The 25,760-nt window shown below is 62.8% G+C and carries 9 protein-coding genes; 6 read left to right on the top strand and 3 right to left on the bottom strand.

Annotated elements, in window-relative coordinates:
• Positions 1-15 precede the first annotated feature (15 nt).
• Both LU493_RS14560 and LU493_RS14555 read left to right on the top strand, forming a co-directional pair.
• Positions 16-10,410 carry a YadA-like family protein gene (locus tag LU493_RS14560; protein ID WP_275288516.1) on the top strand — a complete coding sequence of 3,465 codons (10,395 nt, stop codon included), beginning with the start codon at positions 16-18 and terminating at the stop codon, positions 10,408-10,410.
• 17 nt (positions 10,411-10,427) lie between these two features.
• Positions 10,428-11,246, top strand: coding sequence for an OmpA family protein (locus tag LU493_RS14555; protein ID WP_275288515.1), 819 nt, complete (start codon positions 10,428-10,430; stop codon positions 11,244-11,246).
• Positions 11,247-11,330: 84 nt separating this feature from the next.
• On the opposite strand, the gene LU493_RS14550 is transcribed toward LU493_RS14555, so the two are convergent.
• The 3 genes from LU493_RS14550 to LU493_RS14540 form a co-directional block, all read right to left on the bottom strand.
• A complete protein-coding gene (locus LU493_RS14550; RefSeq protein WP_275288514.1) occupies positions 11,331-12,245 on the bottom strand; it encodes an SH3 domain-containing protein in 915 nt (304 codons plus the stop codon).
• Between the two features lie 126 nt (positions 12,246-12,371).
• Positions 12,372-12,779: a hypothetical protein gene (locus LU493_RS14545; RefSeq protein WP_275288513.1), complete on the bottom strand. Its 408-nt coding sequence runs from the start codon at positions 12,777-12,779 to the stop codon at positions 12,372-12,374.
• 457 nt (positions 12,780-13,236) lie between these two features.
• The gene (locus tag LU493_RS14540; RefSeq protein WP_275288512.1) at positions 13,237-13,620 is read right to left on the bottom strand and encodes a hypothetical protein; all 384 of its coding nucleotides are present in this window, start codon (positions 13,618-13,620) and stop codon (positions 13,237-13,239) included.
• Between LU493_RS14540 and LU493_RS14535 the strand changes: the two genes are divergently transcribed.
• The 4 genes from LU493_RS14535 to LU493_RS14520 form a co-directional block, all read left to right on the top strand.
• The gene (locus LU493_RS14535; RefSeq protein WP_275288511.1) at positions 13,607-14,938 is read left to right on the top strand and encodes a TolC family outer membrane protein; all 1,332 of its coding nucleotides are present in this window, start codon (positions 13,607-13,609) and stop codon (positions 14,936-14,938) included. The genes LU493_RS14540 and LU493_RS14535 overlap by 14 nt on opposite strands.
• 260 nt (positions 14,939-15,198) lie before the next feature.
• Positions 15,199-17,376: a type I secretion system permease/ATPase gene (locus LU493_RS14530; RefSeq protein WP_275288510.1), complete on the top strand. Its 2,178-nt coding sequence runs from the start codon at positions 15,199-15,201 to the stop codon at positions 17,374-17,376.
• On the top strand, positions 17,373-18,797 hold the full coding sequence (locus LU493_RS14525) for an HlyD family type I secretion periplasmic adaptor subunit (RefSeq protein ID WP_275288509.1): 1,425 nt from the start codon (positions 17,373-17,375) through the stop codon (positions 18,795-18,797). Before LU493_RS14530 ends, LU493_RS14525 begins: the two co-directional genes overlap by 4 nt.
• Positions 18,798-18,891: 94 nt before the next feature.
• Positions 18,892-25,760: VCBS domain-containing protein (locus LU493_RS14520; protein WP_275288508.1), on the top strand; the 6,869-nt coding region annotated here is incomplete at its 3' end.

Genomic DNA, 25,760 nt, shown 5'->3' with positions numbered 1-25,760 from the left:
GGAACAGGAGGGGGTATGAATACCATCTTTCGCATCGTCTGGAGCGTGTCTCGTGGACAGTCCGTCGTGGCTTCCGAGCTGGCCAAGCGACGGACCAAATCCCGGGACGGTCTGGTGCGCCGTGCCCTGTTGGCGCTTGGGTTGGTCGCCGGTGTCGGTGCGCTCTCTCCGGTTCATGCTTACGAGGCCGGCGGTGGCGACGACTGCAATGACAACAACGGCCGTATCGCCATTGGCAGCGGTGCCACCGCCTGTAACCAATGGGCCATTGCGTTGGGGAATAACGCTGAGACTGGTGGTGAGAGCTCGATTGCCATCGGACGCGGATCTTATGCCGAAACCGGGAATACAGGTGTTGGGACCGAGCAGGGGGGGGTTGCATTGGGTGGCCTCGCGGAAACCTATGGTGGTGTCGCCATCGGTTTCGGCGCGGTAGGGGGCGCCCCCGGTACGGGGAATAATGATCTAAACCCGGCAACCGCTATTGGTGGGGGCACTCAGGCGACGGCGCTGCGAGCCATTGGTATTGGCGTCACCGACGCGGCGCCGGCGATGGCGACCGGGACGGCATCGATTGCGATAGGCAATGATGCGCAGGCTTCGACCCTCGGGGCTATTGCTATCGGTCGCAATACTCAAGCATCGGTCGACGAAAGTATCGCCTTGGGCTCTGGTGTCACTGCCAGCGGCGATACTGCCCTGGCCTTTGGGCAGGGCAGCACGGCTTCCGCGGATTCCACCCTGGCGTTCGGTGATGCCGCGACGGCTTCCGGCACGTCGTCCATTGCCTTTGGCACCGATGCCGTGGCCAGTGGCATCGAGTCCATTTCCATCGGTACCGGCAACACCGTGTCCGGCGATGGTTCCGGTGCCATCGGCGACCCGACCACCATCACGGGGTCGGGCTCCTATTCCGTGGGCAACGACAACACCATCGACGCCGACGAGGCCGGTGTTTTCGGCAACCGTAACGTGCTGGATGCGGCAGCCACCGGTAGCCGTATCATCGGTAACGACAACGATGTCGATGTACCCGATGCCTTCGTGATGGGCAACGGGGCGGATGTCACCGTGGCCGAGGGCATGGCGCTGGGCAATGGCTCGATCGCCGACACCGGCGCGGGCGTGGCGGGCTACAACCCCACCACCGGCGCCGCCGATGGGCTGGATGCGGGCATTGCCGCGACCCAGAGCACCACCGGGGCGGTGGCCGTGGGTGATGCCGGTGCGGGGACCTATCGTCAGATCACCGGCGTGGCTGCGGGCACCGAAGACAGTGACGCGGTTAACGTGGCCCAGCTCAAGGCCAGCGAGACGCACTACTACAGCGTCAATGACGATGGCGTGCAGGGCGGCAACTACGCCAACGACGGGGCGACCGGCGTGAATGCCCTGGCCGGGGGGGTGGATGCCATCGCCAGTGGAACCGGTGGCGTTGCGGTCGGCAATCAATCCCAGGCGACGGGGCCGAGTTCGCTGGCTCTGGGCGATGTCGCGCAGGCGAGTGGCCCCAATGCCATTGCGATGGGCACCGGTGCGGTGGCCTCGGCCGAGGATAGCATCAGCATCGGCACGGGTAATCAGGTCAGTGGTGTCGGCTCCGGCGCCATCGGCGATCCGACCACCATTACGGGGGCGGGCTCCTATTCCGTAGGTAACAACAACACCATCGATGCCGACGAGGCCGGGGTGTTCGGTAATGACAATATCCTGCAGGCGGATGCCGATGGTAGCCGTATCATCGGTAATGGCAACGACGTGGACGTGGCCGATGCCTTCGTGATGGGCAACGGATCGGATGTCACCGTGGCCGAGGGCGTGGCGCTGGGCAACGGCTCCATTGCCGACACCGCGGGAGGCATCCAGGGCTATAACCCGACCACCGGCGCCGCCGATGGGCTGGATGCGGAGATCGCCGCTACCCAGAGCACCACCGGCGCGGTGGCCGTGGGTGATGCCGGGAATGACGTCTATCGTCAGATCACCGGCGTGGCCGCGGGTACCGAGGACAGCGATGCGGTCAATGTCGCTCAGCTCAAGGCCAGCGAGACCCATTACTACAGCGTCAATGATGATGGCGTGCAGGGCGGCAATTACGCCAATGATGGCGCGACCGGGGTCAACGCTCTGGCGGCAGGGGTGGATGCCAGTGCGGCCGGCGATGGCTCGATCGCGGTGGGCGGTGCCACTGCTGGCGGCACGAGTGCCATCTCCATGGGCACCGGAGCCAGCGTACCTGGCAATCTAGGCGTGGCCATTGGCGAGAATGCCCAATCGCTGGGTAATGGTTCTAGTGGTTGGGGTACGGTGGCCATCGGTAACGACAGCTTCGTCGATGGTGGTTCAGTGGCTGGTGTCGCACTCGGTTCGGAAGCAAGTGTCACTGGTGCTTCCGGAGTGGCTGTGGGCGGACGGACGAGCACGTCTGGCACCAATGCCGTGGCGATGGGCTACCTGACGGATGCCAGTGGTGACAACTCGGTGGCGCTGGGGAGTCTCTCGTCGAGCACGGTCGACCACGGCGTGGCCTTGGGTAACAATTCGGTAGCCAACACGGCTGCGGGTGTGGCGGGTTACGATCCGGTGACCGATGCGCCATCCACGGATACCAGCAGCACCTGGTTAAGCACTCGAGGTGCGGTCAGTGTGGGGGGTAACGGCGAAACCCGACAGATCACGAATGTGGCGGCGGGCACCGCGGGCACCGATGCGGTCAATGTCGCGCAGCTCCAGGCGGGACAGACGCACTACTACAGCGTCAACGATGATGGCGTGCAGGGCGGCAACTACGCCAACGACGGGGCCACCGGCGTGAACGCCATTGCGTCCGGCGTGGATGCCGTCGCCAGTGGCGACGGTACCGTGGCCATGGGCCATGGTGCCAATGCCGATCAGGCTGACAGCGTGGCTCTGGGTACCGATGCATCGTCACGTGGCATTTCGTCCGTTGCCCTGGGCGATGGTGCCAGTAACGATGTGTTCGGCGATCGGCAGATCGCCATCGGGAATGATGCGGCCACCTTTGGCTCGGACGATCTGGCAATCGGCAGTGGCGCCCAGGCGCAGGGGCAACGTAACGTCGTGCTGGGCACCACGGCATCTACCGGCAACGGGATACTCGATGGCATCGCGATGGGTACCAACGCCAGTGCAGGGGCCGATGATGGCGTCGCCCTGGGCTCCGGTGCCAGTGCCAGTGCTGTCGATGGCGTGGCTCTGGGTTCAGGCTCGGTAGCCGATGGCAGTACCCTGGGTAGTGCCGCCTATCAACCGTTGGATGCGGATGGCAACCCGATTCCGGTAGCCGCACCGACGGCGGCCAGTGAAGTTTCGGTGGGTAGCGCCGGTAGCGAACGGCGCATTACTAACGTCGCCGCCGGTGCCGAAGATACCGATGCGGTCAATGTGTCCCAGCTGGCTGCGGTGGAATCGGTTGCCTCGACGGGCTGGGACCTCACCGCTCAGGGCGCTGATCCCACCAATGTGGCGCCGGGTGACACCGTCGACCTGTCCAATACCGACGGCAATCTGGTGATCGCCAAGAACACCGCCGATGGTTCCCTGGAGGAGGTTACCTTCGATCTCTCCGACGAGGTGATGATCGGCGACACGACGATCAACGGCGACGGTATCGACATGGGCGGTGACACCATCACCAATGTCGGTGCACCGGTCGACGGTGGCGACGCGGTCAATCTCGACTACTTCAACGAGAACAAGGCGCACTATTACAGCGTCAATGATGGCGGCATCCAGGGTGGCAACTACGACAACGATGGTGCCACCGGCGTGAACGCCATTGCGTCCGGCGTGGATGCCACGGCCACGGCGGATGGCGGGATCGCCATGGGGTACGGCGCCACGGCAGGTAATGTCGACAGCGTGGCGCTGGGGACCGACTCGGTGACTGCCGCGCCGGTGGGCACCGCTAGTACCACCATTGCCGGTATCAACTATACCTTTGCCGGGGGAACGCCGACCGGCACGGTAAGCGTGGGTGATGCGGGCAACGAGCGTACCCTCACCAACGTGGCGGCGGGTCGCATTTCGGCGAGCAGCACCGATGCCATCAACGGCAGTCAGTTGTTCACCACCAACCAGGCGGTGGAAAACGCCAGCCAGGGCTGGGACCTCACCGCTCAGGGCGCCGATTCCACCAATGTGGCGCCGGGTGACACCGTCGATCTGTCGAACACCGACGGTAATCTGGTGATCGCCAAGAACGTGGCGGATGGTACGCAGGAAGACGTGACTTTCGATCTGGCTGATGACGTGACAGTCAACAACAGCGTTACGGTGGGCAGTGTGGTCACGGATGCGACCACTAACGACATCACCGGTCTATCCAATACCGACCTGAGCGATCCGAGCTTCGCCACGGCGGGCCGAGCGGCTACCGAGGAGCAGCTGGATCTGGTCGATCAGAACCTGACCAACCAGGGACTCGACTTCGCGGGTGATAGCGGTACTGACGTGCACCGCGATTTGGGACAGACCCTCAATGTGGTCGGTGGCGCCGATGCCAGCGGCAATACCAACATCAGCACGGTGGCCAATGGCACGGACGCCCTCGAGATCGTGATGACCGATCAGCCGCAGTTCGGCAACGTGACGGTCAACACCGGTGGTGGAAATACCATCAATGGGCTCTCCAACACGACCTTCGACCCGAATGCCTTTACCTCTGGGCAAGCGGCCACCGAGGATCAACTGGCCCAGGTCAGCGATGTGGCCAACACTGGCTGGGACCTTACCGCTGAGAGTGCAGACCCCACCAATGTGGCGCCGGGCGATACGGTCGATCTGTCCAACACCGACGGCAATCTGGTGATCGCCAAGAACGCCGCCGATGGCCCTCTGGAAGAGGTCACCTTCGATCTCTCCGACGAGGTGACGATCGGCGACACGACGATCAATGACGATGGCATCGACATGGGCGGTGACACCATCACCAATGTCGGCGCGCCGGTGAATGGTGGAGATGCCGTCAATCTCGACTACTTTAACGAGAACAAGGCGCACTATTACAGCGTCAATGACGGTGGTACCCAGGGCGGCAACTACGCTAACGATGGCGCCACCGGTGTGAACGCCATTGCGTCCGGAGTGGATGCCATGGCCACGGCGGATGGCGGTATCGCCATGGGGTACGGCGCCACGGCGGGCAATGTCGATAGCGTGGCACTGGGCACCGATGCGGTGACTGCCGCGCCGGTGGGCACCGCCAGTACCACCATTGCCGGTCTCAACTATACCTTTGCCGGGGGCACACCGACCGGTACGGTAAGCGTGGGTGACGTGGGTAACGAGCGCACCATCACCAACGTGGCGGCGGGGCGCATTTCGGCAAGCAGTACCGATGCCATTAATGGCAGCCAGCTTTTCGCTTCCAATCAGGCGATCGAGAATCTGAATACCGATCTGCAAGACAGCAAGGTGCGTTATTACAGCGTCAACGATGGCGGTACCCAGCAGGACAACTACGCCAATGATGGTGCGGAAGGCGTGGATTCCCTGGCCGCCGGGGTAGCGGCGTCCACGGATGCCGGAGCCGAGCGGGCCGTGTCACTGGGTTACACCACCAGCGCTGTCGGGGTGGATAGCGTGGCGATCGGGCAATATGCCAGCGCCGAGACGGAGGGGGCCATTGCCATCGGGCGTGATGCCACTGCCAATGGTGGCCAGTCGACCTCCATCGGTTACGGCAATACCGCCACGGGCGACGGTGCCGTGGCCATCGGCGATCCGAGTACCGCCATCGGCGACGGTGCCGTGGTGATGGGCAAGGACAACTATGCCGAAGGTACCGGGGCGGTGTCCCTGGGGAACAACAACACCTCCGAGGGCGACGGTGCCCTGGCGATCGGCGACACCAATACCTCCGATGGCAATGGCGCGATCACCATGGGCGTCAACAACCAGGCCACCGGCAATGGCGCCGTGGCCATGGGTAACGACAACGTGGTGACCGGCGACGGGGCCTTCGCGGTAGGCAATAACGCCACCAGTGGGGCTCTCGATACCCTGGCCCTGGGCACCCAGGCCACGGCGACACAGCAGCATGCCATGGCGTTGGGGAACAGCTCCGAGGCGACGGGGTTTGCGTCCTTCGCTGCGGGTAATACGGCGGTGGCCTCGGGTGAGGCGTCCATGGCGCTAGGCCAGATTGCAGAGGCGACTGGGCTGCGCTCTTCCGCCATCGGGCTGGATGCCTTGGCCAGCGCCGAAGATGCCCTGGGGGTGGGGACCGAGGTCGAGGCCAGCGGACTGCGTAGCACGGCTCTCGGTAATTTCAGTGTTGCGGGCGGCCAGGCGGCCCTGGCACTGGGCTCGAACTCTCAGGCCAACGTCGAAGGCAGTGTCGCCTTGGGGGCGCGTTCCGATGTCCTGCATGAGCAAAGCGTGGCCCTGGGGGCCGCGACGGAAACCGTGCGGGGCGCTCAGGCTGGGTACACCGGCTATGGCAAGGATGTCACCGAAGACTCGGTAGGTGAGATCGCGATCGCTCAGGTGGCTCGCATCGATGATGACGGCAATCAACTGACCGTCCCCGGCAATCGTCAGATTACCGGGGTGGCCGCTGGTGTCGAGGATACCGATGCGGTGAACGTCTCGCAGCTCAAGGGTATCGAAACGCACTACTATAGCGTCAATGACGATGGCACCCAGGATGGCAACTTCGACAACGATGGTGCCACCGGCGTGAACGCCATTGCGTCCGGCGTGGATGCCACGGCCACGGCGGATGGCGGGATCGCCATGGGGTACGGCGCCACGGCAGGTAATGTCGACAGCGTGGCGCTGGGGACCGACTCGGTGACTGCCGCGCCGGTGGGCACCGCTAGTACCACCATTGCCGGTATCAACTATACCTTTGCTGGGGGAACGCCGACCGGCACGGTAAGCGTGGGTGATGCGGGCAACGAGCGTACCCTCACCAACGTGGCGGCGGGTCGCATTTCGGCGAGCAGCACCGATGCCATCAACGGCAGTCAGTTGTTCGCCACCAACCAGGCGGTGGAAAACGCCAGCCAGGGCTGGGACCTCACCGCTCAGGGCGCCGATTCCACCAATGTGGCGCCGGGTGACACCGTCGACCTGTCCAATACCGACGGCAACCTGGTGATCGCCAAGAACGCCGCCGATGGTCCCCTGGAGGAGGTCACCTTTGATCTCTCCGACGAGGTGACGATCGGCGACACGACGATCAATGACGACGGCATCGACATGGGCGGCGACACCATTACCAATGTCGGAGCGCCGGTCGACGGTGGCGACGCGGTCAACCTCGATTACTTTGACGAGAACCGTGCCCATTACTACAGCGTCAATGATGACGGCGTGATCGGTGGCAACTACGACAACGATGGTGCCACCGGCGTGAACGCCCTGGCCGGCGGGGTGGATGCCCTGGCCTCGGCCGATGGTGCCACGTCGCTGGGCTTCGGTGCCGATGCCCGGATCCTTGGCAGCGTGGCCCTGGGGAGCGGCTCGATCTCCAACCGTGCCCTGGCGCCTGCCTCGGGCTTCATTCCGGCGAACGGTGCCACCATCGAGTACAACACCACTGACAAGGAATTGCTGGGGGCGATCTCGGTGGGTGACGATGACTCCTATCGTCAGATCACCAATGTAGCGGACGGTACCCAGGCCCAGGATGCCGTGACGGTGCGTCAGCTGCAGGGTGCCGTTGGTTCGGTGATCGATACCGGCATCAAGTACTTCCATGCCAACTCGACCCAGCCGGATTCCGCCGCGGTCGGGCAGGACAGCATCGCGGTGGGGCCAACGACGGTGGTCAACGGCGATGCCGGTATCGGCATGGGTAATGGGGCCATCGTCGGCCAGATGGCCCCCGGGGGCACCGCCATCGGTGACGGCGCCGAGGTGATGCTGTCCGACGGCATGGCCCTGGGGACGGCCTCGTTGTCCGAGGCCCAGCAAGGCATTGCGCTGGGTGCCGGGGCGACGGTCAGCCACGATCAGAGCGTGGCGTTGGGCAGTAACTCGGTGACCGCCGAGCCGGTGGCCACATCGGGTACGACCATTGCCGGCACCGACTATGACTTTGCCGGCACCGCGCCGCAGAGCACGGTAAGCGTGGGCGACGTGGGCAAAGAGCGTACCATCACCAATGTCGCGGCCGGACGTGTCAGCGAGACCAGCACCGACGCCATCAACGGCAGTCAGTTGTATGCCACCAATCAGGCGGTCGAAACCATCGGTGCAGGCTGGACGATCAGTGCGGAAGGCAGCAACGCGTCCAATGTCGGCGTCGACAGCGCCACGGGCAACGCCATGGATCTGAGCAACGCCGATGGGAATATCGTCGTCAGCAAGGCCCCCGACAGCAATGACGTGACCTTCGATCTGTCGGACGAGGTGACGGTCGGCGATACGATGATCAACGAGGACGGTATCGACATGGGCGGTGACACCATCACCAATGTCGGCGCGCCAGTGAACGAGGGTGATGCGGTCAACCTGGAGTACTTCAACGAGAACCGCTCGCACTATTACAGCGTCAACGACGGTGGTACCCAGGGTGGCAACTACGATAACGACGGTGCAACCGGAATGAACGCCATCGCTGCCGGGGTGGACGCCTCGGCCACGGCGGACGGTGCCGTGGCCATGGGCGACGGCGCCACGGCCAACGAGGCCGACAGCGTGGCGCTGGGGTCGGACAGCGTGACGGCGCCGGTCGCGGCGACCACTGAGGTGGTCATCGATGGCGAGACCTACGTGGTGGCCGGCAGCGACCCGGCGGGCAGTGTCTCGGTGGGTGACGTGGACGCCGAGCGTACCGTCACCAACGTGGCGGCGGGCCGTGTCAGCGAAACCAGCACCGATGCCGTCAATGGCAGCCAGCTACATGCCGCCACCCAGTCGATCGAGAACCTGAACGATGAGGTCGAGGCTGGCCAGGTGCACTACTACAGCGTCAACGACGCTGGCACCCAGGGCGGCAACTACGCCAACGACGGCGCCACCGGGGTGAACGCCATTGCCTCGGGTGTGGATGCTACCGCCACGGCGGACGGGGCCATCGCCATGGGCGACGGGGCCACGGCCAGCGAGACCGACAGCGTGGCGCTGGGCTCGGGTGCCACGACCGAGGCAGCGGTCGGCACGGCCGACTTCACGCTGGGCGGTCAGACCTACGCCTTTGCCGGTGCCTCGCCGATCGGTACGGTCAGCGTCGGCTCCGCCGGTGCCGAACGGACCATCACCAACGTGGCGGCGGGTCGCATCTCGGCCGACAGCACGGATGCCATCAACGGCAGCCAGCTGCACGCCACCAACCAGGCGGTGGAAAACGTGGAAGGCCGGGTCGGCGACGTCGAGGGCGACGTCAATGAACTCGGCGACCGTGTGACCAATGTCGAAGGCGATGTGGCGAATATCGGTGACGAGGTCGATCAACTGGATGATCAGGCGGTGAAGTACGACACCAACGATGACGGCAGCGTCAACTATGACTCCATCACCCTGGAAGGCGATGGTGGCACGACCATCACCAACGTGGCCGATGGCGAGATCGCCGAAGACAGTTCCGATGCGGTCAATGGCGGCCAACTGTGGGAGGTGCAGGAGCAGATCACCAACATCGACGAAGGAGGCATCAAATACTTCAAGGCCAATTCCGAGGCGGCGGATGCTCGTGCCGAGGGCGCCGAGAGCGTTGCCATGGGGCCGGAAAGCGTGGCCCAGGGGGACCAGAGCGTGGCGACCGGCGACGGCGCAGTAGCCGAGAGTGAAGGCGGGGTGGCCCTGGGGGCCGGCTCGCAGGCGACCCGCGAGGGCATGGACGGCGCCGAGGAAGCCTTTTCGGGCGAATCCGTGGCCTCGACGCAGGGCGCGGTTTCGGTGGGCAGCGACGGCGGTGAGCGCCAGATCACCCACGTGGCAGGCGGTACGGCAGCCACGGACGCGGTCAACGTTCGCCAACTGGAATCGGTGCAGGAAGGCGCAGTGAACTACGATCGTAACGACGATGGCAGCGTGGACTACAGCTCGGTGACGATGGGACAGGAAGGCACACCGACGCAGATCCACAACGTAGCGGCCGGTGAGGCGCCGACGGATGCGGCCAATGTGGGGCAGCTGGAGGAACTGAATCAGCAGTTCAACCAGCAGATCGGTGGTCTCAACAAGCGCATCGATGATGTCGAAGACGATGCCAATGCGGGCTCGGCCAGTGCCATCGCGGCGGCTTCCGTACCCCAGGCCTATCTACCCGGCAAGAGCATGGTATCCGCCGGGGCTGGGACCTACAGCGGAGAATCGGCCGTGGCCGTGGGGGTGTCACGCCTCTCCGACAATGGTCGCTGGGCGGTGAAGCTCAACGCCACGGGGGATTCGCAGGGTAACTTCGGTGCCGGTGTCGGCGCTGGCTTCCACTGGTAATCGCAGGGAGATCGATCATGGAACATAAACGCTGTTGCACAACGATACTGGCGATCGGAGTCGTCGGCATGATGTCCCTGGCGTTATCGGGGTGCGCCACCAGCGACCAGAAGGGCGAGGTAGAAGCCTCGCCTCCCGCTGGAGCCGAGGACAACGTGACGTTTCCCGAGCCAGGCGATGCCTGGCTCGGGGAGGGAACCTACGTCAATGTCGAAAATTTGCGCAAGATGCAGGCGGGGGTCTCCAAGGATCAGATCTATGATCTGCTCGGGCGACCGCATTTTTCCGAGGGCCTGTTCGGTGTGCGTGAGTGGAACTATATCTTCCATCTTCCCACGGGGGATGGTGGCTACATGACCTGCCAGTACCAGGTGCAGTTCGATGATGAGATGCTGGCCGAGAGCCTGCATTGGCGTGAGTCGCATTGTGCCGCCTTGCTCGAGCCTCGGGAAGACGAGCCGACACGGATGACGCTGTCCGCCGATACGCTGTTCGATTTCGATAGCGCCAAGTTATCGCAGGAGGGGCAACGGCAGGTCGCCGATCTGGCCGGGCGTATACGTGACGACTTCGTCGACTCCGAGGTCATGGTCGTGGGCCACACGGACCGGCTGGGCAGCGATGCCTACAATCAGGCCTTGTCCGAGCGGCGTGCTGCCACGGTCCGTTCCGCCTTGGTGAGCCAGGGCATCGCGCCGATGACGATCCAGAGTCGTGGTGTCGGTGAACGTCAGCCGGTGAGGCGTTGCGAAGGGAATCGAAGTACGCCGGGGCTGAAGGAGTGCCTGCGACCCAATCGGCGTGTGGATATCGAGGTGAGCGGCGAGCAGCGCTGAGTTTGCCTGCTGTTTCGATATCTCCCGTGGGTATCTGACAGGGTGTCGGAACCCACGGGTTTTTTTATGTTCGCAGGTGCGTCGTTACTCCAGCAGGCTGGAGGAAACCCAGCCGAGCCCTCCCTGTTGCGGCAGGTAGACCTGGCTCCAGCCATCGGAGCTGCCCAGGATGCGCAGGGTGTCGCCTTGCCGGACCTTAGCGATGATATCGTGGTCGGTGGAGTTGCCGGCACGAATGTTGGCGGTCTCGACCCGCACGTCCTTGGCCTGTAGATGCTCGAGGCTTGATGCGATGTTCTCGGCGGCGACGTCATTGCCTTGCTGTGCCGACATCGCGAACCAGAAGACCGCCCAGGCATGGTTGCTATCCACTCCCTTGCCCTGGGCATACATGGCACCGAGATTGTTCTGGGCATAGGCGTCGCCGGCCTGGGCCGCCTGACGATACCATTTGATGGCCTCGGCGTGGTCCTGTTCCACGCCGCGGCCATTTTCGTAGAAAGAGCCGAGGTTGTTCTGGGCCGCGACGACATCCTGCTTGGCGGCGGCCTCGAGCCACTTGGCGGCCTCGGCATCGTTCTGTTCGACGCCCTTGCCTTCCAGGTAGAGCAGGGCGAGCTGAAACTGGGCCTTGGCTTCTCCTTGTTCCGCAGCTTGCTGGTACCAACGGGCCGCCATGCCGGGGTCGGCACTGTCGCCATTGTCGGCCAGATACTGTTCGGCAAGCTTCATCTGCGCGGGGACATGACCGCCGTCAGCGGCCAGTCGATACCACTTCCGGGCTTTTTCGGGATTCTGGCGGGTACCCTGGCCACGAGCATACATTTCGGCCAGACGGAACTGAGAGGGGGCATCCCCTTGCTCGGCAGACTGACGCCATTCATAGATGGCGGAGGCGAAATTGCCGCGCTGATATTCGTCGACGCCTTTCTCGTAGTTCGCCATGGCCAGGGATGCATGGAGGCCGACGAGGCTGATCAAGGCCAGTTTCCATTTCATGGTGAGCCCTCGGGAGACATGTACCGTGAATCGAGTCTGCATTGTAAAGCACATGGCGCCGGGCATTGCCCGGCGCCATGTCATGAAGGTATCACTCTGGCCCCGAATTGACACCGGGGTGTGGGGCTACTGGCTGTCGGCATCGGTCGCCTGTTCGTCCTGGGAGGTGTCCTGCTGACCCTGTTGTTCCGCTTCCATCCCCGTGGCGGCAGAATCACTGCCCGTAAGCATGTCGACGCGCTGGTGGGTCATGACACACATGACGCCGGCATCGTTCTCGAAGATGGGGTAGTTGGTATCACAGTAGAGGGCGGCGGTATTCAAGGAATTGAAGGCACGGATATCCCGGTTCGGCTGTGTCAGTCGAGCCATGAAGAGTTCGCCTTCCGGACATTCCATGGCCTGTTCGTCGGTGGTGGCGATACAGAGTTGAGACTGATCGACCGTCTGGAACTGCGGGTAATCGGAGAGGCAACCACTCAACAGGAGAGGAGCGCCAAGGAACAATGCTGAGAACTTCAGAATGCGGGTCATGTGTCGTCACCTCGAATATTGACTCTCATCAGAAAGCCGGAAGCGAGTATGGGGAGACTGGTGCTCCACACGATTGGCTTGTCTGCGCAGAGCCAGCTTATCGACAAAACTTGTGCATGGCCAGTGAGTTGTGATCCATCGGTGCATGAAATTGTTTAAACGTCGAAACTGGTTCGACAAGGGCGATGGCACATTCTTCTTCGCGGCATTGAGGGAGAGTCGAGAGAAGAAGTGTTCCCTGCATTGCTGTTAACAAATGTTAACATTTTGATTCTGTGACACTTCTCCTTTCGTGGCATATCTGCGCATCATGGCATATTTTATTAGCTTGCTATTTTTTATTGCTCAGTCGGACCTATATCGCCGTAACTACGGGCTCTGCGTGGAATTGTGCAGAAATGACGATGTAAACTTTTCGTTAATTAAAGGTTTTCAGGTCAGCTGTAATAGATTGAGTCTATTGGGTTGATAATGTTTTTAAAATAAGCAGAGTTGCATTAGTTAACATTTCTGCTATCTTCCAGCCCGGTGAAATAAAGGAGTCCCGCTGGTTGGTCGGCAACTTGGCGAGTGACTCAGGATTCCCCGTCGCCGCGTTTTTATCGCTAAACGCTCGCGATTTTGTCATTCGCACACGCATCGCAAAGGGATAGGCATCAACGATGAACGCCAACTGTCGCCGTATCCTCGCTTTCCGGGTATCGAAATGCTGGAAACGAGTCGCTTTTCTTGGTTCTACCGCTCTACTGTTTCCCCTTCCCGTCGCTGCCCAGGACGCTTTGCCTCCTGATACCGCATCACCGGGTTCTTCGAATCTCAAGGCGGTAGTGGAACGGGCCATCACGACGAATCCCGAAGTTCAAGCGGCCTGGAATGGATTCCAGGCGGCTGGCCATGATGTCGATGTCGCTCGCGGCGGTTACTTGCCGCAAGTCGATGTGACTGCCGGTGTGGGGATCGAGGATCGCGAGAACGATTTTCAGGGCAGTTATGACACCGACTACGCCGAGCTGTCCCTGCGACAGATGATCTATGATGGTTTCGCGACCAGTAGTCAGGTGGAGAACCTGAGTCGTGCCGAGCTGGTGCGTTATTACGAGCTGCTGGGAGCCAGCGAGAATACGGCGCTGGAAGCCACTCGCGCCTATCTCGACGTGCAGCGTCGACGTGAACTGGTGGAACTGGCTCGCAGCAACTATCAGCAGCACCAGCGCGTCTACGAACAGATCGAGGAGCGGACCCGCTCCGGTGCCGGCCGTGGCGTTGATCTGCAGCAGATCCAGGGCCGCCTGGCGCTGGCCGAATCCAATCTGCTGACCGAGGCATCCAACCTGCATGATGTGTCGGCACGGTATCAACGTCTGATCGGCGGCCTGCCGCCGGCCTCGCTGGCCGAGGCGCCGTCCTTCGAAGCACAGCTTCCGTCCGATGTTTCCCGGGCACTGACGATGGCCTATGAAGGTAATCCGGATTTCCATGCGGCGATCGAGGACATTGCCGCCAAGCGGGCCGAGCGGGATGCGAGTGAATCGGGCTTTCATCCACAGCTCGAACTGGTGGCGCGTACCGGTACCTACAAGGGCAGCGACGCCAGTGGCAGCTATATCGGCGGTGGTCACGAGTCACGCAGTAGTGTCGAGCTGGTCGCCAGCATGAATCTCTATCGCGGCGGCAGTGACCTGGCCTCCTTCCGCGCCGCCAGTGAGCGTGTCGAGCAGGCCGTCAGCCTGCGTCGCAAGGCTTGCGTGGATGTGCGCCAGACGACGCAGATTGCCTACAACGACACCCAGCGCCTGCGGGATCAGCTGGACTATCTGAACGAGCATCGCCAGTCTACCGACCGGGTGCGGGGTGCCTACCGTCAGCAGTTCGATATTGGTCAGCGCTCGCTGCTCGACCTGCTCGACATCGAGAATGAACATTTTGAAGCCAGCCGCGCCTACGTCAACGCCGAGTATGACGTGATGCTGGCCGATGCCCGTACCTTGGCCTCCATGGGCAAGCTGCTGCAGGTGCTCGACGTGCGCCGCGACAAGATGCCGACCCTGGCCGATCTGGGCAGCGATGGCGTCGAGATCGATCCCGACACCGTCTGCCCGGCGGAAGGCGCTCGGCAGTATACCCTGGATGAGCTGACAAGCGCCTCGGCTTCCTACTAGGTGAGGCGGCGTCGATAATGATGACCCGGTGAAAATGGCTCATGCGCCGATCCCGGGTCTTTCCTGTTGTCCCCCGTATGGTTCTTGCCGTGTGACGGAATGTGATGCTCCGGTCCAGGCCGGTGCGCAGACATAAGGGGGCGAAAGGGCTAAGTTTTCTGAACCGTTGCCGCTCCCTCAGGCCGTTTCCGCACCTGGGGGGGCTACCGCCGGCCGAGAAAAGAAAAGGATGGGCCAGGCGATGCATCAAGGAGTACTTCTTGTCAGACACGGAACTGGAGAGTGAACAGGCGTCGCATGCCGAATCGGCGGTGCGCGATGAACTGCTCGAATCCTTGCTGACGGTCGCGCGGGCGCATGGCCATGAAACCAATGCCACATCGCTCGTCGCCGGCTTGCCACTCGATGAGGCAGGACGCCTGACGCCGAGTGTCTTCGCGCGCGCGGCTACTCGCGCCGGGATGACGGCAAAGATCGTCAAGTGTCGGCTGACTCAACTCAACCGCTCTCTGCTCCCCGCCGTCTTGTTGCTTGAGCCCGGTCGGTCCTGCGTGGTTGTGGATCTGGATCTCGAGTCGGGCACGGCGCGCGTAGTGTTTCCCGAGCTGGGCGAAGCCGAAACACGGGTCGATCTGGAAGTGCTGACGGCGCGTTACAGCGGACAGGCCATTTACGTTCGGCCGCGCTTTCGCTTCGATGCGCGCAGCGAGCAGGTCAAGCATCGCAAGGGGCGGAACTGGTTCTGGAGCGTGATCCGCGAGAATCGGCGCCTGTATCGAGATGTGGTGCTCGGCTCGGTGATGATCAACCTCTTTGCACTCGCCATGCCGCTGTTCGTGCTCAATATCTATGACCGCGTGGTGCCCAATCATGCGACCGAGACGCTCTGGGTGCTGGCGGTGGGCATTTTCGTGGTGCTGTGCTTCGACCTGGGCATGCGCCTGGTGCGGAGCAGCTTCGTCGATCTGGCGGCCAGTCGCGCGGATGTGAAGCTATCGTCAGCGCTCATGTCCAAGGTAATGGGGCTGCGCCTCGAGGCACGCCCGCCGTCGACGGGGTCCTTCGTTTCGACTCTGCAGTCTTTCGAGTCGGTGCGCGCTTTCATCGGCTCGGCGACCGTCGTGGCGCTGGTCGACCTGCCGTTCGTGCTGCTGTTCCTGGCCATCGTGGCAATCATCGGTCCTGCCCTGGTGATTCCACTGGTGGTGGCGGTCGTGGTGATTCTGCTGTATGCCCTGGCCGCCCAGAGCAAATTGCACGACCTTTCCGAAACGTCCCAGCGTGTCAGCGCGCAGCGCAACGCGACCCTGGTCGAATCGGTCTCCCAGCTGGAAACCGTCAAGTCCCTGCGGGGAGAAAGCCGGGTTCAGGATACCTGGGAGAAGGCCACGGCCTTCCTGGCACGTACCACTGCCCAGCTACGCATGATTGGCACCTCCGTCACCAGCGTCGCGCAATGGACGCAACAGACGGCGTCGGTCTGCGTCATCATCATCGGCGTCTACCTGATCATCGATGGCAACCTGACCCAGGGCGGGCTGATTGCGGCCTACATGCTGACCACTCGGGCCCTGGCGCCGGTCAGCCAGGCGGCGGCACTGCTGTCGCAGTATCATCAGTCCGCCACGGCCCTGTCATCACTCGATGAGTTAATGGCACAGCCCGAGGAGCGGCCGGATGACAAGGCCTTCATCGACCGGCCCGTGGTTCAGGGCAAGGTGCGCTTCGACAAACTGTCGTTCCGTTACCCGGGGGCCGAGCAGGACAGCCTCAACGGTGTGTCGCTCACCTTGAAACCCGGTGAAAAGGTGGCCCTGCTGGGGCGTGTGGGATGCGGCAAGACCACGTTGCAGAAGCTGTTGCTGGGACTCTATCAGCCGACCGAGGGGGCGGTGATGGTCGATGGTGTCGACATCCGTCAGTTCGATCCGCTCCAGTTGCGTCGCCATATCGGTCATGTGCCGCAGGACGTGCGACTGTTCTACGGCAGTCTGAAAGACAACATCCTGGCCGGCGCGGGTAGCGATGGCGTCGATGACGATGACCTCCTGCGTGCCATTCGCATCAGCGGGCTCGAGGAGCTGGTCAATGCGAATCCCCAGGGGCTGGATCTTTCCGTGGGGGAAGGCGGACAGATGCTCTCGGGCGGACAACGTCAGGCGGTGGCCATTGCCCGTGCCGTCGTTCACGATCCGAGCATCCTGCTGCTGGATGAGCCCTCGAGCGCCATGGATCATGCCAGCGAGGAAACCTTGAAATCGCGTCTGCAGGCTTATAGCGAGGGCAAGACACTGGTCCTCGTCACTCACCGAACCTCCTTGTTGTCACTGGTGGACCGTATCGTGGTCATGGATGCCGGTCGCGTGATGGCGGACGGTCCTCCCGAGAATATCTTGAAGGCCCTGCGTGAAGGACGAATCGGGAGGGCTGTGCGATGACCTCGAAGAAAACCGCGGAACAACAGGGATTCGAAGCGGTGGGGCATGTCTCGCGTGCCGGCGGAAGGCCATTTCGTCCGTTCATCGATCGGCTCTTCGCACGCCGCGTCACGTCATCTCATTTGAATCGCGATTGGGCCAGCGACGCCGATTGGGCACGCATGCAGCAGGAGCCGATGCGCGCTCGGTTGCTGCTGTATCTCGTCGTGCTGGTCATTGTGGCGTTGATCGTCTGGGCCTGTTTCGCGCCCATCGATGAAGTTACGCGGGGAACGGGCCGCGTCATTCCTTCCAGTCAGCTGCAGAAGGTGGAGTCCTTCGACGGCGGGGTCGTGCAGGAAATCCTGGTCGAGGAGGGCGACAAGGTCGAGAAGGGGCAATTGCTGATGCGCATCGACCCCACGCGATTTCTTTCCAACCTGCAGGAAAACCGCGCCTCGGCGCAGTCGCTGGAAGCCAAGGCGGAACGCCTCAGGGCGCTGTCGACCGGCTCCGCGTTCACGCCTTCGGCTGAACTGAGGGAAAAGGCGCCCCAGGTGGTGGAACGTGAGCAGGAGCTCTATCAGCGGGGCCGCGAGGCGCTGGAGGAGAAGGAGGCGATTCTTGAAGACCGTCTCGCCCAGCGTCGCGCCGAGCTGGAAGAGGCGCAGTCTCGGCGTGACACGGCCAGCCGGGAGCTGGGCATGGCCAGCGAAGAATTGCGCTTGACGCGGCCGCTGCTGCAGTCGGGGGCGGTATCGGAGGTCGAGGTCCTGCGCCTGGAGCGAGAAGTGTCCCAGGCGCGGGGCGAACGCGAGCAGGCCGCCGCTCAGGTGGAGCGCCTGAAATCGGCGATCGAGGAAGCTCAGGGGGAGCTGCGCGAAGCCAGGTTGCAGGCACGTAACGACTGGGGCGTGGAGCTCTCGACGACACTCGGTGAACTGGCGGCCCTCAACGAGGCCAGCAGTGGCCTGCAGGACCGGGTGCAAATGGCCGAAGTGCGCTCGCCGGTGGATGGCATCGTGCAACGGCTGGCCATCAATACCCTGGGCGGCGTGGCCAAGCCGGGAGAGGAAGTCGTCGATATCGTGCCGACCGATGACACCCTGCTGGTGGAGGCGCGCATCGCCCCGCAGGACATCGCCTTCCTGAAGCCCGGCCAGCCGGCCACGATCAAGCTCACGGCCTACGACTTTGCAATCTACGGCGGGTTGGAGGCCGAGTTGTCGAACATCAGCGCCGATACCATCACGGACAAGGACGACAACACCTTCTATCTGGTCAAGGTGCGTACGAAAGAGGACACCGAGACGGTCTCCGACCTGGACGTGATGCCGGGGATGACGGCCCAGGTGGACATTCTGACCGGCAAGCGAACGGTCATGCAGTACCTGCTCAAGCCCATTCTGCGGGCGTGGGGCAATGCCCTGGGTGAGCGCTAACAGTTTCGACGGCCCGAGTGTCGGGTTCGACAAGGATGAAGGCCTTTCTGCACATGCAAGGCGGTAAGGCAAGACACAATCAGCGAGGTGGCTTATGAGTGACATGACGGTGGTCGAGCTTTCAGGTCAAGCCTGGGTTCGCGACGAGAACGGTAACCTTCGAGAACTTGAGCGGGGTGACGTCATCGCGTCGGACGAGACCGTCGTGACCGCCGACAATGCCTCGCTCGTATTGGCGCCGGCTAGTGGAGAGCCGGTGCAGGTTCCTCCCGGGGCGGAGTTGCGTCCTGAATCCCTGATGGCGGCCGATGATGATGATCGTCCCGAAGCGCCGGGGGACGAGGAGTCGTCCGAGGACTCTCGGGATGGCGATGCAAGTCCTTCTAGTGCTGACCAGAACCCTCAGAATAATTCGACGGCAGGTGAGAACAGCGGCCCGAGCGACAGGCACGGTTCCACCCCCACGATTCATGAAGGCCAGACTTTCGTCCGCGTGAACCGTATCGAGGAGCCTGTCGATCCGCTGGAATACCAGTACGGACTCGAGATGGGCGATTGGCTCGAGACGCGTCGAGGTGGTGCGCAGGATGACAACGAAGAGGATGAGGATAGTGCTACCTCATCACGGACGCTGGACGAGACGCCCGCAGCGCGCGTCGAGCTGCTCGGTGCCGGTGATGACGGTATCTACAACCAGGACGAGATCGGTAGCGATGGCAGCGTGACGGCCCGAGTCACCCTGAACAGCAATACCGAACCAGGCGACCAGCTAGTGGTGACCGACGGTCATGGCAATGTGCTGATCGATCGGCCTGTCACGCAGGAGGATCTGGATAATGGCGTGACTGTCGAGGTGCCGGTCGAACCGGGGGATACCGAGGTCGGCGTGCATGCTTCGGTGACGGACGAAGCGGGCCGCGGTGGTGGCGATACGGATCGCAAGCCCATCGAGGAGAGTGACGACACCTCGCCGGCGGTCAGCGTCGAGCTGACCGGCAGTGGTGACGACGGCACCTACAATCAGGACGAGATCGGCGACGACGGCAGTGTTACCGCCCAGGTCACCCTGGAAGACGGCACCGAAGTTGGCGACACCCTGGTCGTGACCGACAAGGACGGCAATGTCCTCGATGAGCGCGAAGTCACCCAGGACGATCTGGACAACGGCGTCAGCGTCGAGGTGCCGGTCGAACCGGGCGATCCCGACGTTAGCGTGACCGCCGAGGTTACCGACCCGGCGGGCAATGCCAGCAGCGACGATGACCAAAAGCCGATTGACAACGTGCCGCCGGCGGTCAGTGTCGAGCTGACCGGCAGCGGTGATGACGGCATCTACAACCAGGACGAGATCGGCGACGACGGCACCGTGACTGCCCAGGTCACTCTGGAAGACGGCACCGAAGTTGGCGACACCCTGGTCGTGACCGACAAGGACGGCAATGTCCTCGACGAGCGCGAAGTCACCCAGGACGACCTGGACAACGGCGTCAGCGTCGAGGTGCCGGTTGAACCGGGCGATCCCGAGACCAGTGTGTCCGCCACGGTCACCGACCCGACGGGCAATACCGCCAGCGATGATGACCAGAAGCCGATCGACAACGTGCCGCCGGCGGTCAGCGTCGAGCTGACCGGCAGCGGTGACGACGGCACCTACAGCCAGGACGAGATCGGCGACGACGGCAGTGTTACCGCCCAGGTCACCCTGGAAGACGGCACCGAGGTCGGCGACACCCTGGTCGTGACTGATAAGGACGGTAATGTCCTCGACGAGCGTGAAGTCACCCAGGACGATCTGGACAACGGCGTCAGCGTCGAGGTGCCGGTCGAACCGGGCGATCCCGAGACCAGTGTGTCCGCCACGGTCACCGATCCGGCCGGCAACTCCAGCAGCGACGATGACCAGAAGCCGATCGACAACGTGCCGCCGGCGGTCAGCGTCGAGCTGCAGGGCGCCGGCGACGATGGCACCTACAACCAGGACGAGATCGGCGACGACGGCAGTGTTATCGCCCAGGTCACCCTGGAAGACGGCACCGAGGTCGGCGACACCCTGGTCGTGACCGACAAGGACGGCAATGTCCTCGACGAGCGCGAAGTCACCCAGGACGACCTGGACAACGGCGTCAGCGTCGAGGTGCCGGTTGAACCGGGCGATCCCGATGTCAGCGTGACCGCCAAGATCACCGATCCGGTCGGCAACAGCGACAGCGACGATGACAGTAAGCCGATCGACTGGGATGTTGCCGTCGATGTGCCCAACGAGCATGGCAGCACCACGCCGGATGGCAATATCGCCGACCAGGTGGTGTTCGAAAGTGGGCTGGCGGATGGTTCCGCGACGAATGAAAACGATACCAAGGTCGAGTCGAGCTTTACCCTGACCGCTCTGGATGGCCTGCAGGAAGCGGGCGCGGTGACGTTGGATTACACCGATGAAAATGGCGAGTCGGCCACGCTCTCGCTGAGCAAGGCCGAGGTGGAAGCGCTGGGCAGCGATTCACAAACCCTCTCCACGCAGTACGGCGAGCTGACCCTCAACGGCTACAGCCAGGCCGATGACGGCACCATTACCCTCGACTATGACTACCTCCTGACCAATGCGCCGGACGCGGACGTCGACGACCTGATGGACAGCGTCACGGTCACGGCCACCGATGAGGACGGCTCGACCGACAGCGGCGATCTGAACATCAAGATCGTCGACGATGCGCCGACGGCCGAGGATGACACCAATAGCGTCACCGAAGGCGACGATACCGCCAGCACCGTCGAGACCAGCGGCAATGTGATCGGTGGTGATACGGCGTCCACTGGTGATGTCGCCGATACCGAGGGCGCCGATGGTGCCACGGTCACGGCGGCCGAAAGTGTCAATGTCTCCGGCAACAGTGCCAGCGGTAGCGGTCCCCTGGTGATAGAGGGCGAGTACGGCACCCTGACGCTTGAGGCGGATGGCAGCTACATCTACGCGCTGGACAATACCAATCTGGAGGTCCAGGGACTCAGCGACGGCGAGACGCTGGAGGAAGCGTTCACCTATACGCTGACCGATGGCGATACCGATTCAGACGACGCCACCCTGACCATTACCATCGATGGCAGCGACGACGGGGTGACCGTCAATGTGCCCAACGAGCATGGCAGCACCACCCCGGACGGTGAGATCGGCGATCAGGTGGTGTTCGAGAGTGGCCTTTCCGATGGCTCCGCGCTGAATGAAAATGACACCAAGGTCGAGTCGAGCTTTACCCTGACCGCTCTGGATGGCCTGCAGGAAACGGGCGCGGTGACGCTGGATTACACCGACGAGAATGGCGATCCGGCCACGCTCTCGCTGAGCAAGGCCGAGGTGGAAGCGCTGGGCAGCGATTCGCAAACCCTCTCTACGCAGTACGGCGAACTGACCCTCAACGGCTACAGCCAGGCCGACGACGGCACCATCACTCTCGACTATGACTACCTCCTGACCAAGGCGCCGGAGGAAGACGTCGATAACCTGATGGACAACGTCACCGTGATGGCCACCGACGAGGACGGCTCGACCGACAGCGGCGACCTGAATATCCAGATCGTCGATGACGCGCCGACCGCCGAGGATGACACCAATAGCGTCACCGAAGGTGATGATACTGCCAGCATTGTCGAGACCAGCGGCAATGTGCTGGGTGACAGTGGTGCGTCCGATGGCGATGTTGCCGATACCGAAGGCGCCGATGGCGCCACGGTCACGGCGGTGGAAAGCACCAACGTTCCCGACAACAGTGCCACCGGCACCGATACCCTGGTGATCGAGGGCGAGTACGGCACCCTGACGCTTAATGCCGATGGCAGCTATACCTACGCGCTGGACAATACCAATCTGGAGGTCCAGGGACTCAGCGAGGGTGACACGCTGGAGGAAGCGTTCACTTATACGCTGACCGATGGCGATACCGATCAGGACGATGCCACCCTGACCATTACCATCGATGGCAGCGACGACGGGGTGACCGTCAATGTGCCGAACGACCATGACGCCACCACCCCGGACGGTGAGATCGGCGATCAGGTGGTGTTCGAAAGTGGTCTGGCGGACGGCTCCAACCCGAACGCCGACGATACCCGGGTCGAGGCCAGCTTTACCCTGACCGCCCTGGATGGTCTGCAGGAAACGGGGGCGGTGACGCTGGGTTACACCGACGAGAATGGCGAGTCGGCCACGCTCTCGCTGAGCAAGGCCGAGGTGGAAGCGCTGGGCAGCGATTCACAAACCCTCTCCACGCAGTACGGCGAGCTGACCCTCAACGGCTACAGCCAGGCCGATGACGGCACCATTACCCTCGACTATGACTACCTCCTGACCAATGCGCCGGAGGAAGACGTCGACGACCTGATGGACAGCGTCACGGTCATGGCCACCGATGAGGATGGTTCAACCGACAGCGGCGACCTGAATATCCAGATCGTCGATGACGCGCCGACCGCCGAGGATGACACCAATAGCGTTACCGAAGGCGACGATACTGCCAGCAGCGTCGAGACCAGCGGCAATGTGATCGGTGGTGGTGATGCCTCGCCTGGCGATGCCGAAGATACCGAGGGCGCCGACGGTGCCACGGTGACGGCGGCCGAAAGTGTCAATGTCTCCGGCAACAGTGCCAGCGGCACCGATACCCTGGTGATCGAGGGCGAGTACGGCACCCTGACGCTCGACGCCGATGGCAGCTACAGCTATACGCTGGACAATACCAACCTGGACGTTCAGGGACTGAGCGACGGCGAGACGCTGGAGGAAGCGTTCACCTATACGCTGACCGATGGCGACAACGACGCGGACGACGCCACCCTGACGATCACCATCGACGGCAGCGACGATGGCGTGACCGTCAATGTGCCCAACGAGCATGACAGCACCACGCCGGATGGCGAGATCGGCGATCAGGTGGTGTTCGAGAGTGGCCTGCCGAACGGCTCCGCGCCGAATGAAAACGACACCAAGGTCGAGTCGAGCTTTACCCTGACCGCTCTGGATGGCCTGCAGGAAGCGGGCGCGGTGACGTTGGATTACACCGATGAAAATGGCGAGTCGGCCACGCTCTCGCTGAGCAAGGCTCAGGTGGAAGCGCTGGGCGATACCCCGCAGAGCCTGACCACCCAGTACGGCGAGCTGACCCTCAACGGCTACAGCCAGGCCGATGACGGCACCATCACCCTCGACTACAGCTATGAGCTGACCAATGCGCCGAGCGAGGACGTCGAGGACCTGCTGGACAGCATCGCCGTCACGGCCAACGACGAGGATGGCTCGACCGACAGCGGTGACCTGAATATCAAGATCGTCGACGATGCGCCGACGGCCAAGGACGACACCAATAGCGTCACCGAAGGCGATGATACTGCCAGCAGCGTCGAGACCAGCGGCAATGTGCTGGGTGACAGTGGTGCGTCCGATGGCGATGTTGCCGATACCGAAGGCGCCGATGGTGCCACGGTGACGGCGGTGGAAAGCACCAATGTGCCCGCCAACGATGCCGATGAGACCGGTGGCACCCTGACGATCGACGGTGAATACGGCACGCTGACGCTCGAGGCCGATGGCAGCTATACCTACGCGCTGGACAATACCAACCTGGAGGTCCAGGGCCTGGGCGACGATGACACGCTGACCGAGGCGTTCACCTATACGCTGACCGACGGCGATACCGATGCTGACGACGCCACCCTGACCATCACCATCGACGGCAGCGACGATGGCGTGACCGTCGATGTGCCCAACGAGCATGGCAGTACTGAGCCGGATGGCAACATCAATGACCAGGTGGTGTTCGAGAGTGGTCTGTCCGATGGCTCTGAGCCGAACACCGCCGATACCCGGGTCGAGTCGAGCTTTACCCTGACCGCCCTGGATGGCTTGCAGGAAACGGGCGCGGTGACGCTGGCTTACACCGACGAGAATGGCGAGTCGGCCACGCTCTCGCTGAGCAAGGCCGAGGTGGAAGCGCTGGGCGATACGCCGCAGAGCCTGAGCACCCAGTATGGCGAGCTGACCCTTAACGGCTATAGCCAGGCCGATGACGGCACCATCACCCTCGACTATGACTACCTCCTGACCAACGCGCCGGAGGAAGACGTCGATAACCTGATGGACAGCTTTACCGTCACGGCCACCGATGAGGATGGCTCGACCGACAACGGCGATCTGAATATCCAGATCGTCGACGACGCGCCAGTGGCCGAGGACGACGCCAATAGCGTCACCGAGGACTCGGCGACGACCACGACCGGCAATGTGCTGGGCGACAGTGGTGCCTCCGATGGCGATGTCACCGATACCGAAGGCGCCGATGGCGCCACGGTCACCGCGGTGGAAAGCACCAATGTCCCCGGCAACAGTGCCACCGACACCGACGGCACCCTGGTGATCGAAGGCGAGTACGGTACCCTGACCCTCGAGGCAGATGGCAGCTACAGCTATGCGCTGGATAACGATAACCTGGAGGTCCAGGGACTGAGCGAGGGTGACACGCTGGAGGAAGCGTTCACCTATACGCTGACCGATGGCGATAGCGATGCCGATGACGCCACCCTGACCATCACCATCGATGGCAGCGACGACGGCGTGACCGTCGATGTGCCGAACGACCATGGCAGCACCGAGCCGGATGGCAACATCAATGACCAGGTGGTGTTCGAAAGTGGCCTGGCGGATGGTTCCAACCCGAACGCCGACGACATCCGAGTTGCGTCCAGCTTTACCCTCAAGGCCCCGGATGGCCTGCAGGATACGGGTGCCGTGACGCTGGGTTACACCGACGAGAACGGTGACCCGGCCACGCTCTCGCTGAGCAAGGCTCAGGTGGAAGCGCTGGGCAGCGATTCACAAACCCTCTCCACGCAGTACGGCGAGCTGACCCTCAACGGCTACAGCCAGGCCGATGACGGCACCATCACGCTCGACTACAGCTATGAGCTGACCAATGCACC

Origin of the sequence: Halomonas elongata (genome assembly GCF_029081005.1) — a bacterium.
In the GTDB taxonomy this organism is placed as follows: domain Bacteria; phylum Pseudomonadota; class Gammaproteobacteria; order Pseudomonadales; family Halomonadaceae; genus Halomonas; species Halomonas elongata_B.
The sequence above is the reverse complement of the archived record's forward strand: the minus strand, read 5'-3'. Positions and strand labels throughout refer to the sequence as shown.